The 14,683-nt window shown below is 72.6% G+C and carries 13 protein-coding genes; 7 read left to right on the forward strand and 6 right to left on the reverse strand.

Features of this window, described 5'->3' with window-relative positions; genetic code table 11:
• Positions 1 to 14 precede the first annotated feature (14 nt).
• Positions 15 to 917, reverse strand: a complete 903-nt coding sequence (locus Actob_RS24730; RefSeq protein WP_284914189.1) for an NAD(P)H-binding protein — start codon at positions 915 to 917, stop codon at positions 15 to 17.
• A gap of 97 nt (positions 918 to 1,014) precedes the next feature.
• Between Actob_RS24730 and Actob_RS24735 the strand changes: the two genes are divergently transcribed.
• The 5 genes from Actob_RS24735 (at position 1,015) to Actob_RS24755 (ending at position 5,562) form a co-directional block, all read left to right on the forward strand.
• Positions 1,015 to 1,914 (forward strand): LysR family transcriptional regulator, encoded by a 900-nt coding sequence (locus Actob_RS24735; protein WP_284914190.1) that lies wholly within the window; start codon positions 1,015 to 1,017, stop codon positions 1,912 to 1,914.
• Between the two features lie 115 nt (positions 1,915 to 2,029).
• Positions 2,030 to 3,169, forward strand: a complete 1,140-nt coding sequence (locus Actob_RS24740) for a hypothetical protein (RefSeq protein WP_284914191.1) — start codon at positions 2,030 to 2,032, stop codon at positions 3,167 to 3,169.
• A 40-nt stretch (positions 3,170 to 3,209) separates the two neighbouring features.
• A complete protein-coding gene (locus Actob_RS24745; protein WP_284922382.1) occupies positions 3,210 to 4,010 on the forward strand; it encodes an ABC transporter ATP-binding protein in 801 nt (266 codons plus the stop codon).
• Positions 4,007 to 4,768 (forward strand): ABC transporter permease, encoded by a 762-nt coding sequence (locus Actob_RS24750; protein WP_284914192.1) that lies wholly within the window; start codon positions 4,007 to 4,009, stop codon positions 4,766 to 4,768. The genes Actob_RS24745 and Actob_RS24750 overlap by 4 nt, the downstream gene beginning before the upstream one ends.
• Positions 4,769 to 4,782: 14 nt before the next feature.
• Positions 4,783 to 5,562 (forward strand): MerR family transcriptional regulator, encoded by a 780-nt coding sequence (locus Actob_RS24755; RefSeq protein ID WP_284914193.1) that lies wholly within the window; start codon positions 4,783 to 4,785, stop codon positions 5,560 to 5,562.
• Positions 5,563 to 5,816: 254 nt separating this feature from the next.
• Here Actob_RS24755 and Actob_RS24760 read toward each other — a convergent pair whose 3' ends face one another.
• The 3 genes from Actob_RS24760 to Actob_RS24770 all read right to left on the reverse strand — a co-directional run bounded on the left by Actob_RS24760 (position 5,817) and on the right by Actob_RS24770 (position 8,181).
• The gene (locus Actob_RS24760) at positions 5,817 to 6,119 is read right to left on the reverse strand and encodes an STAS domain-containing protein (RefSeq protein WP_284914194.1); all 303 of its coding nucleotides are present in this window, start codon (positions 6,117 to 6,119) and stop codon (positions 5,817 to 5,819) included.
• Between the two features lie 449 nt (positions 6,120 to 6,568).
• On the reverse strand, positions 6,569 to 7,339 hold the full coding sequence (locus tag Actob_RS24765) for a S1 family peptidase (protein WP_284914195.1): 771 nt from the start codon (positions 7,337 to 7,339) through the stop codon (positions 6,569 to 6,571).
• A gap of 71 nt (positions 7,340 to 7,410) precedes the next feature.
• The gene (locus Actob_RS24770) at positions 7,411 to 8,181 is read right to left on the reverse strand and encodes an AfsR/SARP family transcriptional regulator (RefSeq protein WP_284914196.1); all 771 of its coding nucleotides are present in this window, start codon (positions 8,179 to 8,181) and stop codon (positions 7,411 to 7,413) included.
• Between the two features lie 119 nt (positions 8,182 to 8,300).
• Here Actob_RS24770 and Actob_RS24775 point away from each other — a divergent pair, with 119 nt between their 5' ends.
• Both Actob_RS24775 and Actob_RS24780 read left to right on the forward strand, forming a co-directional pair.
• Positions 8,301 to 9,074, forward strand: coding sequence for an FHA domain-containing protein (locus tag Actob_RS24775; RefSeq protein ID WP_284914197.1), 774 nt, complete (start codon positions 8,301 to 8,303; stop codon positions 9,072 to 9,074).
• Positions 9,071 to 10,582, forward strand: a complete 1,512-nt coding sequence (locus Actob_RS24780; RefSeq protein WP_284914198.1) for a serine/threonine-protein kinase — start codon at positions 9,071 to 9,073, stop codon at positions 10,580 to 10,582. Before Actob_RS24775 ends, Actob_RS24780 begins: the two co-directional genes overlap by 4 nt.
• Positions 10,583 to 10,595: 13 nt before the next feature.
• Here Actob_RS24780 and Actob_RS24785 read toward each other — a convergent pair whose 3' ends face one another.
• Together Actob_RS24785 and Actob_RS24790 are read right to left on the reverse strand one after the other, a co-directional pair.
• Positions 10,596 to 13,211: a glycoside hydrolase family 9 protein gene (locus Actob_RS24785; RefSeq protein ID WP_284914199.1), complete on the reverse strand. Its 2,616-nt coding sequence runs from the start codon at positions 13,209 to 13,211 to the stop codon at positions 10,596 to 10,598.
• Positions 13,208 to 14,533: a hypothetical protein gene (locus Actob_RS24790; protein WP_284914200.1), complete on the reverse strand. Its 1,326-nt coding sequence runs from the start codon at positions 14,531 to 14,533 to the stop codon at positions 13,208 to 13,210. Before Actob_RS24790 ends, Actob_RS24785 begins: the two co-directional genes overlap by 4 nt.
• Between the last annotated feature and the right edge of the window lie 150 nt (positions 14,534 to 14,683).

The following is a 14,683-nucleotide window of genomic DNA, read 5'->3' on the forward strand; positions in this document are numbered from 1 at the left end:
GACGAACCGGGCGGTCAGGCCGGGTCGTACGCGCCGGCGGCGAACTCCTCGAGCAGCGACCGGCGCGACGGCTTCCAGTTCAGCTCGCGGCGCGCCTTCTCGCCGGTGGCCTGCTGATCGAGCAGCAGGGCCTCGCCGAACCCGCCGAGCCGCTCGACCAGCGCGGCGGCGTCCTCGGCCACCACCCGGCCGTCGAGACCCAGCCGGCGGGACGCGGCCTCGCCCAGCTCGCGGACCGTCGGGTTGTGGCCGCTCACCCCGAGGTACACCGAGCCGCTCTCGGCCCGCTCGAGCGCCGCCACGTAGAGCTCCGCCAGGTCGTCGACGTGCACGCTGGTCCAGTGCTGGGTGCCCGGGCCGACCAGGCGCAGCGCCGCCGGGTCGCCGGCCCGCTCACCGGCGAACACCAGGGTGGGGATGCCGATGCCGTTGCCGTAGACGAGGCCCGGCTCGATGAGGACCGACCGGATCCCGGGCGCGGTCAGCACCAGCGAGTCCAGCTTCTCGCGCCAGGCGACCAGAGCCGGCGCGTCGCGCGGGGTCTCCTCGGTGATCGCCGGTCCCGAGCCGTGCACCCAGACACCACCGGTGCGCAGGAAGGTGGCGCCCGGCCGCAACCCGTCGAGGACCGCCTCGGCGAACGCGGTCTCCACAGCGCTGCTGGTCGCGTCACCCGGCGACGCCGTGGCGAGCACAGCTTCGGCGCCGGCGGCCCAACGGCGTACCGAAGCAAGGTCTTGAATGTCGCCGACGACGGCCTGGGCGCCGGCGGTGCGCACGGCGGCCGCCTTCTGCTCCGAGCGCACCAGCGCCGTGACGGAGTGGCCGGCGGCGAGCAGGGCGGGCAGGACGGCCGAGCCGATGTGGCCGGTGGCGCCGGTCAGGAAGACGTTCATGGTGGCGAGCTCCTCGCTCAAGATCGGATGTCGACGCCAAGACTGCCGTGGACAAGGCATCGCCGCCAACGAATAGTTCCGATTGGCCTTATCGCCCACGGCGATTAGCATCACCGGGGTGGAACAGCGTCAACTGCAGTACTTCGTGGCCGTCGCCGAGGAGCTCAACTTCACCCGCGCCGCCCAGCGCACCCATGCCGTGCAGTCGACGGTCTCGGCGAGCGTCCGGGCGCTGGAGCGGCACTTGGGGACCCCGCTGTTCGAGCGCAGCACCAGCAAGGTCACGCTGACCGACGCCGGGAAGGCGCTGCTGCCCGAGGCGCGCCGGGCGCTCGACGCCCTGGACCAGGCGCGCGCCGCGGTCGCCGGCCTGCGCGAGGGCCTGACCGGCAGCCTGCGCGTCGGCACCCTCTCCGGCCTCACCGCCGTCGACCTGCCCGGGCTGGTCAGCGACTTCCGCGCTCGCCACCCCGGGGTGCGGCTGGGCCTGAGCATGGCCGCCGGGGGCACCGACGGGCTGCTGGCCGCCCTGCGCAGCCGCGAGCTCGACGTCGCGTTCGTCGGCGTGCAGACCGGGAGCGTGCCCGACCTGCGACTGGATCCGATCGCCGAGTTCCAGCCGCGGGTGCTGGTCCCGGCCGGCCATCCGCTGGCCGGGCGGGCCACGGTGAGCCCGGCCGCGCTGGCCGACGAGCCGTTCATCGACCTTCCACCCGGCTTCTGCAACCGCATCCGCACCGACAACGACTTCCGGCGGGCCGGCATCACCCGCACCATCGCTGTCGAGGTCAGCGACATCACCACCATTCCGGGGTACGTCGCGTCCGGCATCGGGCTGGCCCTGGTGCCGCCGCTGGCCGCCGAGGACGGGCAGGACGTCGCCCCGGTCGACCTGGACCCGCCCGCCGCGGCGTGGACCCTGGCGGTGGCCAGCCTGGGCGGGCCCACGCCGAGCCCGGCGGTGCGGGCGTTCCTCGACCTGGTCGACGCGCACGTGGTCCGCCGGGACCGCTACTAGCCCGTGTTTCGGAGTCCGACCGGGGCCGCGGCGGGCGATCCAGCCGCGATCGCACCCCGGTCCGGCCGGGGCCGGGGCGGTCGCATCCGGTTGCCGCGTCGGCGAAGATGGATGCATGCACACCCCGACCGATCGGGAAACGGGCGCGTTCCTGCTGGTGCTCGCCCTGCGCACGCTGCTGGCGCTGGCCGTCGGCGCGCTGGGCGGCGCCGTGGCGGTGTGGCTGCGCGGTCCGGACCCGACCACCTTCGCCGTGGTGAGCCTCTGGATCGCCGCGATCGCCGCGTTCCCCGCGGCCTTCGTGGTGCCGTTTGCCTCCACCCGGCCGCTGCCGCACGGGCTGCTGGAGTACCGCTGGCGGCTGGCCCGGGCGGTCCGGCAGCATCCGCCCGGGGCGCGCCGGTCGATGGCCGCCTGGCCGCCCGGTTCGAAGGCCTGGACCCTGCACAGCGCCCTGCTGGCGGGCATGGAGGCGGGCGCACGGGGGCGCGCCCGCGACCATGAACGGATCCTGCGGGCCGCGGCCCGGGTGGTCGCCACCGGCGGCGACCGGGCGGGCGACATGTCGAGCCGGCACGGCTGGGCCCGGCTGTCCGCATACCCGATGATCTTCGACGCGCTGCGGGCGCTGCACCGCACCGCGGAGATCGAGCCGTACGCGTGGGCGGCGGTCGCGGAGTTCGGCATCCCGGCGCGCCGGGCGTTGTGGTGCCCGGAGACGCTGGCGGTCGTGCGTCGGTTGTGGCGCGAGCGCTGGGCGGCCGGGGAACGCACCCCGGAACTGGGCAGGTGCCTGCTGGTGGTCACCGAGGGCGACCCGTGGCAGGAGGAGTTCCTGCGCGAGGCCGTCGCCGCCGGGCTGCCCTTCCGGCTGCCGCTGGTGCGGATGCCGGCGGTCGGGCCGGCGGAGCGCGAGGAGCTCGCCCGCGCCGGCCTGGGCACCGAACCCGAACTGCTGGGCGACCTCGTCGGCTTGCTCGGCGCCGCCGACCGGCTGGACGAGGCGATCAACCTGGCCCGCGACGAGGAGCAACGGGGCAACCCGTTCGGCGCCGAGCAGCTCGACCGGGCCGGTCAGTGGCGGCACCGCGGACATGATCCCGGGGTGCGCCGGCCGGTCGCGGCTCGCGGTTCGGCCCCGGGCTGGTCCGGCGGCTCCTACTCGCATCTGGCGAACTGGTCGGTCTCCGACAACGCCGGGGCGGCCGGCGCTCTCGCCTCGGGAAGCTTCGGATCGGGGCCGGGCGCCGGCTGACCGGACGACGGGCTTGACCCTGACGCAGCGTCAACCCTCGATGCTGACCGGCATGAGCACCCCACCGGCGGATGACCGCACCGCGATCCAGGTACGCGGCCTGACGAAATCCTTCACACAGTCGCACGTGCTCCGCGGCGTCGACATCGACGTGGCGCGGGGAAGCATCTTCGCCCTGCTCGGCTCGAACGGCGCCGGCAAGACCACCCTGGTGAAGATCCTGTCCACCCTGCTCCAGGCGGACTCCGGAAGCGCGCGGGTGAACGGGTTCGACGTGGCCGGGCAGGCCGCCGACGTCCGCCAGTCGATCAGCCTCACCGGCCAGTTCGCGGCGGTCGACGAGATCCTCACCGGCCGGGAGAACCTGATCATGGTCGCCCGGCTGCGGCACCTCAGGAACGCCGGCACGCTCGCGGACGACCTGCTGCGCCGGTTCTCCCTGACCGAGGCGGGCGCCCGCCGGGTGGGCACCTACTCCGGCGGGATGCGCCGCCGGCTGGACATCGCGATGAGCCTGGTCGGCACGCCGCCGATCATCTTCCTCGACGAGCCCACCACCGGACTCGACCCGGAGGCCCGTCTGGAGGTGTGGCGGGCCGTTCAGGAGCTCGCCTCGGGCGGCACGACAGTGCTGCTCACCACGCAGTACCTCGACGAGGCCGAACACCTGGCCGACCGGATCGCGATCCTGCACGAGGGCCGGATCCTCGTCGACGGCACCCTCGACGAGCTGCGCGCACTGCTGCCCGCGGCCAAGGTCGAATACGTCGAGAAACAGCCCACCCTCGAGGACGTCTTCCTCAGCCTGGTCGGCGCCACCCCGAACGGAGAGCAGCGATGAACCGCCACTTCCTCAGCGACACCGCCGTCCTGCTGGGCCGTTCGCTGCGCCACATCGCGCGCAGCCCGGACACCATCATCACCACGGCCATCACCCCGATCGCCATGCTCCTGCTGTTCGTCTACGTCCTCGGTGGCGCGATCCAGGCCGGCACCGGCAAGTACGTCAACTACCTGCTGCCCGGCATCCTGATCATCACGATCGCCTCGGGGATCTCCTACACCGCCTACCGGCTGTTCCTGGACCTGCGGAGCGGCATCTTCGAACGGTTCCAGTCCATGCCGATCGCCCGCTCCGCGGTGCTGTGGGCACACGTGCTGACCTCGGTCGTCGCCAACCTGATCTCCCTGGTGGTGGTACTGGTCGCCGCCCTGGTCATGGGTTTCCGGGCGCAGGCGGGCGTGCTCGGCTGGCTCGCGGTCGCCGGCGTCCTGGTGCTGTTCACCCTCGCGCTGACCTGGCTCGCCGTCATCCCCGGTCTCACCGCGAGTTCGGTGGACGGCGCGAGCGCGTTCGCGTACCCGTTGATCTTCCTGCCGTTCGTCAGCTCGGCGTTCGTGCCCACCGAGTCGATGCCCGGCCCGGTCCGGGCCTTCGCCGAGAACCAGCCGGTGACCTCCATCGTCGACAGTCTGCGGGCCCTGTTCCTCGGGCAGCCGGTCGGCTCGGGCATCTGGACCGCGCTGGCCTGGTGCGCCGGCATCCTCGTGGCGGCCGTCGCCCTCGCCGGGCTGACCTACCGCCGCCGGGTCGGCTGAGCCAGGATCGGGCCATGCTGACCATCGGGCAACTGGCCGCGTACGCCGGCGTCACGGTACGGGCGGTGCGGCACTACCACCAGATCGGCCTGTTGCCGGAGCCGGAACGCGACGCCTCCGGCTACCGCAGGTACGGCGCGCCGGCCGTGGTCGCGCTCATCAAGATCCGCACGCTCGCCGACGCCGGGGTACCGCTGGGCCGGATCGCCGACATGCTCGCCGCCGGCCCGGCGGACTTCGCCGAGGCGATCGCCGGGATCGACAGCCGCCTCCGCGACGAGATCGACCGGCTGGAGCGCAGCCGCCGGCAGGTCGCGCAGCTCGTCGCCGGCGACAGCCTGGTGCTGCCACAGCCGATCGTCGCCTACCTGGACCGGCTGCGCGAGATCGGGGCGTCCGAACGGGTCCTGGCCGGCGAGCGGGACGGCTGGATCCTGGTCGCGGCCCGCTGGCCCGACCAAGTACTGGACTGGATCCCGAGCAAGTTCGCCCAGCTCGAGGACCCGCGGCTGGTCCGGCTCTACCGGGTGTTGTCGGCGCTGATGGAAACCGCGGAGACCGACGACGCGCTGCTGAGGGAGGCCGCCGGCCTGCTGGTCGAGCTCGCCGAGGACGCCGAGGCCGCCGGTGGGCTCGACGCCGCCGCCGAGGAGCGCGACGACACGTCGTACGCGCTGCTGGACGACCTCGCCGACGCGGCCGACAAACGCGCCGAGCGGCTGCGCGAGCTGATGCGCGAGCGTGGCTGGGACGGCTGGACCCGGATGCGGCGGCTGCCGAAGCCGGCGCGGTGAGCCCCGCATGGTTCAGCACAGCTCTCCCTCCACCCGGCCCGGGCATGCCGGGCGTTCGCGGTGGAGACCTCCTGGCGGGGAGAGGCGTAACACGAACGCGGGAGATCTTCTCGGTCAGCACTACGCCGCTGACCGGGCGGACGCCGTTCGGCGGCAGTGCCGGGCCCACCCGCGCGCCGCTTGCCAATCGCCGATCGCCCGCGCCGTCGCGTGCCGGTGGACGTGCACCCGCCTGCGCCGCGCGGGCCGGCGATCTACGCGGCCTCCTGGCTCGCCGGAGTCGGCGGCAGATCGAAGAAACCGCACGTCCGAAGGTACCGTTCCGCTTGCGGAGGGCATCCGCTGACCCGTAGCCGGCGACCCTGCTGGTGCAGCTTGAAATGGGCGCACAGCAGGACCGCGACCGCCTCGGCACCGAGCAGACCCACACCTCGTAGATCGATCTCGACGTCGGCCAAGCCCGCTTGCCGGGTCAACTGATGCTCGATGGCGGCGACGCCGATGACGCGCTTGGCGCCCTTCACCCGCAACGGAGGTGTGACATCGGTGATGGACATCGGCAAGCACCTCTGAGTTCGACGCGATGAAAGTGCCGCCGACACTAAAACGACGCAGATTTCGACGCAATGCGCGACGGGCGGCATGCACTCCGTAGGGTGCCAAGATTTCCCCGTTGGGGCGCCCGGCCGAGCCGACCAGGCAGCGGCTGCACCGATGAGACGGCATCGCGCGGCCGAGCATCGCGTCCCACCCATGCCCGTGGTCCACCAGCCCGCTCTGGATCGCCCGCTGGGCGAGCGCTCCCGGCACCCTGCCCGCCGGCGCGCCGTACTACACGTTCTGGCAGTACACCGCCGGCGGATCGGTGCCGGGCATCAGCGGCGCTGTCGACCGTGACTACTTCAACGGCGACCGGACCCGGCTGGTCGCCCTGGCCAACAACACCTGATCCCGCGGCGCCGAGGGCGGTCCGGACATCATCCGGGCCGCCCTCACCGTCCGCTGCCTACTTCCCGTGGATCACGCTGGTGATCCAGCTGGTGATGTTGTCGGTACGTGCGCCGTTCTCCACCTGGGTGTGCGGGCAGCTGGGACCGTTGCTGACCACCGCCACCAGCCTCGGCCGGCCCTTCCCCTCGACGAAGTAGGGGCCGCCCGAGTCGTAGGGACACGGCGTGGTGTCCGCCTGCGGGGCGTACCCGTGGAAGCCGATCACCGAGTCGCTCAGCTCGGCCACCGACAGCTGACCGGTCCGCAGCCGGTTGACCGGCGCCGGATTGGTGCTGGTCAGCGAGCCGTAGCCGGTGAGCCGGACGACATCGCCGACGGCCGGCGGGTGGTTACCGAGCTTGATCGGGCGGATGTCACGGACCGGCTCGTCGAGCTCGGCCAGGGCGACGTCAGCGGTCGGCGACTGCCGGACCGCGACCACGGTACGCAGGTAGCCGCGGCTGGTGTCGGTGACGTCGGTACGGCCGACGGCGGCCGTGGTGAGGTCGGCGACCGGGTACTCGACCCGGGTGCCCGTCGCATCGCGGAAACAGTGCCCGGCCGTGATGATCCATCGGGCCGAGACCAGCGCGCCGGAGCAGCCGCTGTTGCGTTTCCCGCCGGTCGAGGTGGGGATGCCGGTCATCGTCAGCTTGACCGAGAACGCGTACTCGCCGATCGGGACTTCTTCGCCGTTGGCTATCGCGTTCGCCGGAGTGGACCCGGTCACCAGGCCCACCGCGACGGCGGCCGCGATCAGTGCTCCCGTCAGGGTTGGCTTTCGCATTCGCCACACACTATCGATCCATGCCAGTACGTGCACGCAGCCCTGCCCACCGGCGGAGACAGTGGACCGGCTCAGGCGCGCAGGATGCGCAGCTGGGCGTCGCACAGGTGCGGGCCGGCGTCGAGACCCAGCTCGGCGGCCAGGGTGTGCCGGGTCTGTTCGATCACGTCGAGGGCCTCGGCCTTCAGACCACAGGCCGCCAGCGACAGGGCGAACGCGGCGCGCACCTGCTCGTCGTACGGTGACTCGGTAGCCACCGGCTCGATCAGCGGCAGCGCCCGCCCGGACAGCCGGGCCTCCCGGGCCGCCGCGGCCAGGTCCAGGGTCGCCTGCCGGCGCAGCCGCTCCAGCCGGCGGGCCGCGTACTGCCGGCGCACCGCGGCCGGCGCGTCCATCCCGACCGGGCCGCGCCACAGCGCCAGCGCCGCGACGAGCAGCTCGGTCCGCTCGGCCGCGTCGGCGGCGCCGGCGGCGGACTCCACCAGCCGGCCGAAGCGGGCGGCGTCGACCTCACCGCCGGCCAGGATCAGCCGGTAGCCGCCCGGTTCCAGCTCGAGACGGTGGCCGCCGTGCCGATCCAGCCAGCGGCGCAGGCGGTGGATCGCCACGTGCATCGGCCCGGCGCTGTCGCGCCAGCGTTCGTCCTCGTCCAGGACGGCGCGGACCCGGGCGGGCGGCACCGGCTGGCCGTCGAGCAACAGCAGGGTGAGCAGTCCGCGAAGTTTCGGCGCGGTCAGGCCCCGGTGACCGCCGGGGTACCACAGCGCGAGCGGTCCGAGCACCCCGAAACGCAGGTCTGCCTGGGCGTACGTGTTCATCATGGCGGGCTCCCGGAGGGTCACAGCGAACTCGTACCCATTGACACACGTGACCCCGGTGCGGCGGTCCTGCGTGGTCTTAGGGAGGGGCCGAGGGTGGCGGGAGGTTGATAGACAATGCCGTATGTACACTGCGGCCTTCGATGGCATTTGCACGGCTGTGGGGCGGTGAACTGATGGAGACCGTGCTCATCCACGTCGCGGACGGGGACGGCGCGAAGGTGGCACTGCGGCCAGGTGGCCGGGCCCGGTTCGGGCGGGGCGCGCCGGGGATCGCGGTGGACGTGCGGCTGGCCCACCCCGGGGTCCCGCGGCTGGCCGGGGAGATCGAGGCGCGCGCCGACCACTGGTTGCTGAGCAATCTGAGCACCGACAAGACGTACGTGGTGGAGAACCCGGAGGGCGCCGGCGAGCACGTGAAGATCGTGCCGGGCCGCCTGGCCGCCCCGATCCCGTTCGAGATCTCCCGGGTGGTGCTGCCGGCCGGGCTGGACTTCGTCAGGTTCAGCGTCTTCGCGCCGATGCACACCCACCTGGACCGCACCGCCGTCGCGGCGCCGACCGGCGAGGGCACCCTGACGGCGTTCCCCCTCGACGAGTCCGCCAAGTACTTCCTGGTCCTGGTCGCGCTCTGCGAGCCACGGCTACGCGACCGCTCGCACGTCGCCATCCCCACCGTCGAGCAGGTCGTCGCCCGGCTGCGCCCGCTGCCCTCGTGCGCGGACTTGACGGTCGCCGCTGTCAACTTCCACATCGACTACCTGGCCCGCACCAAGCTGCGGGTCAAGCAGGACCCGGTGGACGGGCCGAAACGCCTGGACACCAAGCGGGCCGCGCTGGTGTCGCTGGCCCTGCGATTCAATCTGGTACGCGAGGAGCACCTGCGGCTGCTGCCGGCGAGGGCGGGAGTCGGATGAGCGGTCCGGAGCCGGCCGCGTGGTCGGTCGAGGTGCCCACCGGCTACCGCGTCGGCGGGTGGGAGGTCACCGGCGGGATCGCCACCGGGAGCTGGGGCAGCGTGTACGACGCCCGCCTGGTCGACGCCGGTGGCGACGACCTGCCGGCCCGGGCGGCGCTCAAGTTCCTGCCGACCGGGACGGTCACGACCCGGCAGCTCGGTCACCTGGCCGCGATGGCCGGCCGGGAGGTGCGGTTCCACAGCGGGGACGGGCACGACCGGCTGATCCGCTGCTACCAGACGCTTGTCGTCGAGGACCCGCGGACCCCGGCCCTGGACGGCGCCGCGGTGATCGTGATGGAGCGCGCCCGCCGGTCCCTGGCCGATCTGCTGCGCGAGCACCCGGGCCGGCCGCTGCCGGAGGCCGCGGTCCTGGTCACCCAGGTGTGTGAGGGGCTCGCCCACATGCACCAGAACGGCTGGATCCACGGCGACCTGAAGCCGGCGAACGTGCTGCTGATGGACGACGGCTCGGTGCGCCTGGCCGACTTCGGGCTGACCGCCGAGATCGAGGGCACCCACGGTTACCTGCCGCCGATCGGCTCGTCCGGCTACCTGCCGCCGGAGTACTGGACCGAACGCCTCGGCGAGCGCGGCATCGCGGTACGCACCACCGCCGACATCTGGGCCCTCGGCGTGCTCGCCTACCAGGCGTTCACCGGCGAGTTCCCGTTCGCCGGCGGAGGCCAGCGGGCCTGGGCGCTGGCCGCCGCCGAGTACGCCGAGACCGGTGCCGAGCTGCCCTTCCCGGACGGCGTGCCGGCGCCGTGGCGGGCGATCATCCGCGACTGCCTCGCCCCGAGCCACGCGCAGCGCTCCGAGCACACCGCCGCCGAGCTGCTGGCCCGGATGCGCGAGCAGCCGGTCCCGCGCCGGCGCCGGTCGCGGCAGCGGCGGCTGGTCGCGGCCGGCGCCGCGGTGCTGGTGCTCGGCGGCGCCGCCACGGCAACCACGCTGACGGTCCGGCAGCACGACTCCCCCTCCCCCACGTCGTCCCGCTTCCCGGGCGACGACTTGCTCAAGCACGGGGTCGGCATCCCCGAGCAGTACCGCGGGCTGATCGTCGCGGCCGGTACCGCCTGCGACGCTCCCGGGCTAAACCCGCCGCTGATCGCCGCGATGCTCAAGGTGGAGAGCGACTTCGACCCCAACCTGAGCGACCCGGCCAAGGACGAGTACGGCATCGCCCGCTGGACCCCGAGCGTGCTCGCCGGCTATCTGCCGGGCAGCCCGCCCCCGGTGCCGCCGAAGCCCCCGTTCCCACCGGAGATGTCCATCCCGCCGATGGGCCGCCTGCTGTGCTTCCAGGCCGAGAGGCTCCGGACGGTGCCGGGTGACCGGGGGCTGCTGCTGGCGGCCGCCTACCGGTCCTCGGCGACCAGCGTCGTCCAGGCCGGCGGCATCGCTCCGAAGTGGCGGCACTACACCGACGAGGTGGCGAAATACCGCGCCCTGTACACGCCCTGAGCGCCGGGCGTGATCACTTCCAGTCGCCGACCATCGGGCGGTCGGTGGTGACGCCGTACGCCACATGCACGTCGGCGTCCCCGCTGGAGTTGCTGTCGCGCAGGAGGAACTCCTTGGTCGACGGCCGCCGCACACCGATGGTGTCGCGGCCGTCGCCGTCCCAGTCACCGGTCACCGGCACGTCGCCGGCCGCGCCGTACACCAGCGCGTAGTCCGAGCCGCCGCTGCCGGTCAGCGCGTTGCGCAGATGGAACGACCGGTCGGCCGGGTCGTAGTAGCCCAGGCTGTCACTGCCGTCGCCGTCCCAGTCCCCGGTCAGCGGGGTGCCTGTCGACTTGCCGAACGCCTGGCTCACCTCGGCCGCGCCGGCCGTGCTGGTGTTGCGCAACCGCACCGTCTGGTCACCCGGCCGCCAGGTGCCGACGGTGTCCCGGCCGTCCCCGTCGAAGTCCCCGGCGATCGGCACGTCACCGGCGGCCGCGTACGCCGCGGTGAACTCGATGTCGAACCCGCCGGCACTCAGCGCGTCCCGCAGGTGGAACGACCGGTCGGCCGGGTCGAAGTAGCCCCAGCCGTCGATGCCGTCGCCGTCCCAGTCGCCGATCACCGGCACCTGCGAGCCGGATCCGACAGCGAACGCCGGCACGTCGTTGTTGCCGGCGGTCAGGCTGGTGCGCAGATACGCCTTGTGGTCGGCGGGCCGGAACACCCCGATGGTGTCGGTGTGCGCCGCGGGGCCGTCGCCGCTGCCCGGCCCGCGGCCGAGCAGGCTGAACGCGAGCGCGCCGGTCGAGGCGAAGTCGATCGCCGGCTCGTTGCTCATCCACGCGTCGTAGTTGTCCAGGTAACGGGCGCCGTTGCCGTTGAAGGCGGCGTAGTGGTCGACACCGTCGGCCGGGCACGCCCGCCCGGCGTCGCTGGACTCGAAGTCCTCGAAGGTGGCGGTGCCGTTCGGGCCGTTGACAGCGGCGCCGGCCAGCACGTCGCCGCCGCCGGTGAGGCTTCCGGCCAGGTTCGCCACCTGGTGGTGCGGACATTTCGGGTACGTCGTGCCGACGCCGACGATCAGCGAGGTGCCCCACGGGTTCCCGCCGAGGATCCAGTTCGCCTGCTGCTGGGCGAACGTCGCGTACCTGGTGCTGCCGGTGACGTCCCGGTACCGGACGGCCTGGGCGATCAGGCCGAGCGTGTGCGACGTCGAGTCGTAGTCGCTGTAGACGGCGCCGGCCCGGAACCGGTCGGCGGCGGCCCGCGCGACACCCGCGTCGAGCTGCTCCTCCAACGAGCCGGTCAGCTGCGCCGGGGTGACCGCGAGACCGGTGGTGGAGCCGATCGCGGTGATCAGGTCGGCGTGGGCCAGCGAGCTGACGTCGTACAGGTTGAGCGTGTCGCGGTAGTCGCCGGCCAGGTACTGCCCGGCGTACTGGGCCGCCTGGCTCAGCCAGGTCGTGGCACGGGCGTCGCCGAGCGCCTTGGCGGCCAGGTGCAGCTCGACGGCGCCCAGCGTCATGTCGTCGGTCCAGGCGTCCTCGCCGTAGTAGTCGTGCGGGAACGCGGTGACCAGCTCGCCGACCGAGGTGGTCTTCGCGATGCCGTAGATCGCGGCGGCCTTGGCGAGCTCGGTGCGGGCGCGGGCCGGGTCGCTGCTCGCGTGCACCTGGGCGGCCAGCGCGAACGCGGCGGCGACCCGCCCGGCCAGGTTCGGGCTCAGTTTCGCGCCCGGCTCGTTGGCCCGGAACACCGGCCGGTACCGCTGGTAGTACTGCCCGGTGCCGGCCGGGTCGGTGACGGTGTCGTCCTGCTCGGGCAGCCGCCACGAGTCGTGGTCGCCGTAGTACTTCTGGTTCTGCTCGCCGCTGCCGATGCCGACCTGGGCGTACAGCACGTTGGTGGTGTCGTCCCACATCTTGTCGAGCCAGCCGAGCCCGAAGTCGATCTCGGCGGCCCGGGTCGTGTCGGGTGCCCCGGAGCGCTGCGCGACCAGCAGCGTGTCCAGGGCGTACGCGGTGGTGTGGGTGAATTTCAGGTAGTCGCCGGCATCGAACCAGCCACCGGCCACGTCGACGGTGGCGGTGCCCGCCTTGGTGAGCGCGCCGACGATCGCGCCGTTCTTGTCGAACGTCGGCGTCTTGTAGACGTTCGCCGACGCGTCGGCCAGATGTGCCGGCTTGCGGTCGAGCACGCCGGGCAGCACGTCCGCCCCGTCCCGGTTGGCCTGGAAGAACCTCGTCATGGTGGCGGAGACCGGGGCGTACAGGCCGTCCGGGGTGCCGATGCCGAACGTGGGCGAGGTGGTCACGCCGGCGACCTTGATGCTGTACCGGCCGGCGGCCCGCAGCGACGAGAAGTCGATCGGGGCGACAGCGGAGTACGAACTGTTCCACGAGCCGAGGTTCGCGCCGACCGTACCGGAAAGCCTTGGTGTGCCGGTGGTGTCGACCACCTGGAACGTGCTGCCGGCCTGGGCCGTGCCGCCGAGCAGGAAGGCTACCTTCGGCCCGTCGGCGGGGTAGCCGACCTGGTTGACGCGGATGTAGGAGGTGACCGCGGCCCGCGCCGGGGTCACCGCGACGGCGCTCCCGGTGCACAGCACGACGGCGGTCAGGGCGGCGGTCAGCGGGGCCCTCATCGGTCGTCCCAGTCGCCGGCGACCGGTGTCATGCCGGCGCTGAATCCGGTGAAGGTGATGGTGGCGTTGCCGGCGCCGTGGCTGTTCTTGAGCAGGAATTGGGTGGTGTCCGGCCGGTACAGGCCGGGGGTGTCGGTGCCGTTGCCGTCCCAGTCACCTATCACTGGCTGGTCGCCGGCGCGTCCGTACACGTAGGTGTAGTCGGCGTCGCCGCCGCCGAGCGTGTTCGTGAGGGTGAATCGGGAGGTGGCGGGGTCGTAGTAGCCGACGGAGTCTTTGCCGTCGCCGTTCCAGTCGCCGGCGAGCGGGATCAGGTTGGTGTTGTCGGGGCCGAAGGAGAATGCGTAGGTGGAGGAGCCTTCGCTGAGGGCGTCGCGTAGGTGGAAGGTGCCGTCGGAGGGGCGGTAGATGCCGACGGAGTCTTTGCCGTCGCCGTTCCAGTCGCCGGCGAGGGGCAGGTCGGTGGGCAGGCCGGAGGCGAACGCGTAGTCCGAGGTGCCGCTGGTCAGGTCGTTGGACAGGTGGAAGGTGCCGGAGTCGGTACCCGGCCGGAACACGCCGACGGAGTCCTTGCCGTTGCCGTCCCAGTCCCCGGTGACCGGGAGATCGCCGACCGCGCCGTACTGGAAAGCCCACCGGGAGTTGCCTGCCGCGTTCGCGGCCAGCAGGTGGAACGAGTGACCGGCCGCGTTCCACATACCCACCGTGTCGACCGGCTTGGCGGGCGGGGTGTTGAGGGCGTCCCAGATGTTGTACGCGATGGTGCTGCCGTCCGACGCCTGCGCCTGGTACGCGGTCGGGACGGCGGACACCTGCACGTCCTGGCAGATCTGCCCGATCGAGTTGGCGGTGTTGTTCCAGGAGTTGTTCGGATAGAGCCGCACCATCTTGTTCAGGAACGCGTTGGTGGCCCAGACCGGGTCGAGCCGCTGCGACGCGGTACCCCAGGAGGCCCGCTGCTGGAACAGCCCGAGACTGTCGTGGTCGACGGCCTCGCTGATGTTCTCCAGCGTCGACTCGACGATCGCCGTGGTCACCGCGATCGCGGCGGCCCGCTTGGCCAGGCCGCGGGCGCGGACCGTCTCGACGATGCGCCGCGCGCACGACATCCGGTAACCGGTCAGGTAGCCGCGCAGCTTGCCGTTGAGTTTCGGGTTGAGGCCGGTGGCCAGCGCGGTGTCCATCGCCTTGGTGCCGCCGCAGGTGATCGTCGCGTACGCCGCCGCGGCGGCGACGCCCATGCCCGGCTCGGCCCGGGCCGGCGTCGGGACGGTGACGGCGGCCATGGTGGCCGCCAGCGTCAGCGTCAGGGTGCGTTTCATTCTCGTCCTTCCCCGCAGGGGGTGACGCGCCGGTCGACGCGCGCCACCACGGTGGCCGGAGCCCGCTTACCGACCGCTTTCGCGCGGCGGTAAGCGTGCGGAAAGCCCGCCGTGGCTTGCTCATTCCCGACCGCCGATGTCGAGGGAAGG

It is taken from the genome of Actinoplanes oblitus (genome assembly GCF_030252345.1).
Taxonomy (GTDB): domain Bacteria; phylum Actinomycetota; class Actinomycetes; order Mycobacteriales; family Micromonosporaceae; genus Actinoplanes; species Actinoplanes oblitus.

What these genes read in the sequence shown, in the direction of transcription:
- Actob_RS24780 (WP_284914198.1), top strand. Translation starts at nt 9,071, where the DNA reads ATGAGCGGTCCGGAGCCGGCCGCGTGGTCGGTCGAGGTGCCCACCGGC.
- Actob_RS24740 (WP_284914191.1), top strand. Translation starts at nt 2,030, where the DNA reads ATGCACACCCCGACCGATCGGGAAACGGGCGCGTTCCTGCTGGTGCTC.
- Actob_RS24765 (WP_284914195.1), bottom strand. Translation starts at nt 7,339, where the DNA reads ATGCGAAAGCCAACCCTGACGGGAGCACTGATCGCGGCCGCCGTCGCG.
- Actob_RS24790 (WP_284914200.1), bottom strand. Translation starts at nt 14,533, where the DNA reads ATGAAACGCACCCTGACGCTGACGCTGGCGGCCACCATGGCCGCCGTC.
- Actob_RS24785 (WP_284914199.1), bottom strand. Translation starts at nt 13,211, where the DNA reads ATGAGGGCCCCGCTGACCGCCGCCCTGACCGCCGTCGTGCTGTGCACC.
- Actob_RS24745 (WP_284922382.1), top strand. Translation starts at nt 3,210, where the DNA reads ATGCTGACCGGCATGAGCACCCCACCGGCGGATGACCGCACCGCGATC.
- Actob_RS24775 (WP_284914197.1), top strand. Translation starts at nt 8,301, where the DNA reads ATGGCATTTGCACGGCTGTGGGGCGGTGAACTGATGGAGACCGTGCTC.
- Actob_RS24755 (WP_284914193.1), top strand. Translation starts at nt 4,783, where the DNA reads ATGCTGACCATCGGGCAACTGGCCGCGTACGCCGGCGTCACGGTACGG.
- Actob_RS24760 (WP_284914194.1), bottom strand. Translation starts at nt 6,119, where the DNA reads ATGTCCATCACCGATGTCACACCTCCGTTGCGGGTGAAGGGCGCCAAG.
- Actob_RS24750 (WP_284914192.1), top strand. Translation starts at nt 4,007, where the DNA reads ATGAACCGCCACTTCCTCAGCGACACCGCCGTCCTGCTGGGCCGTTCG.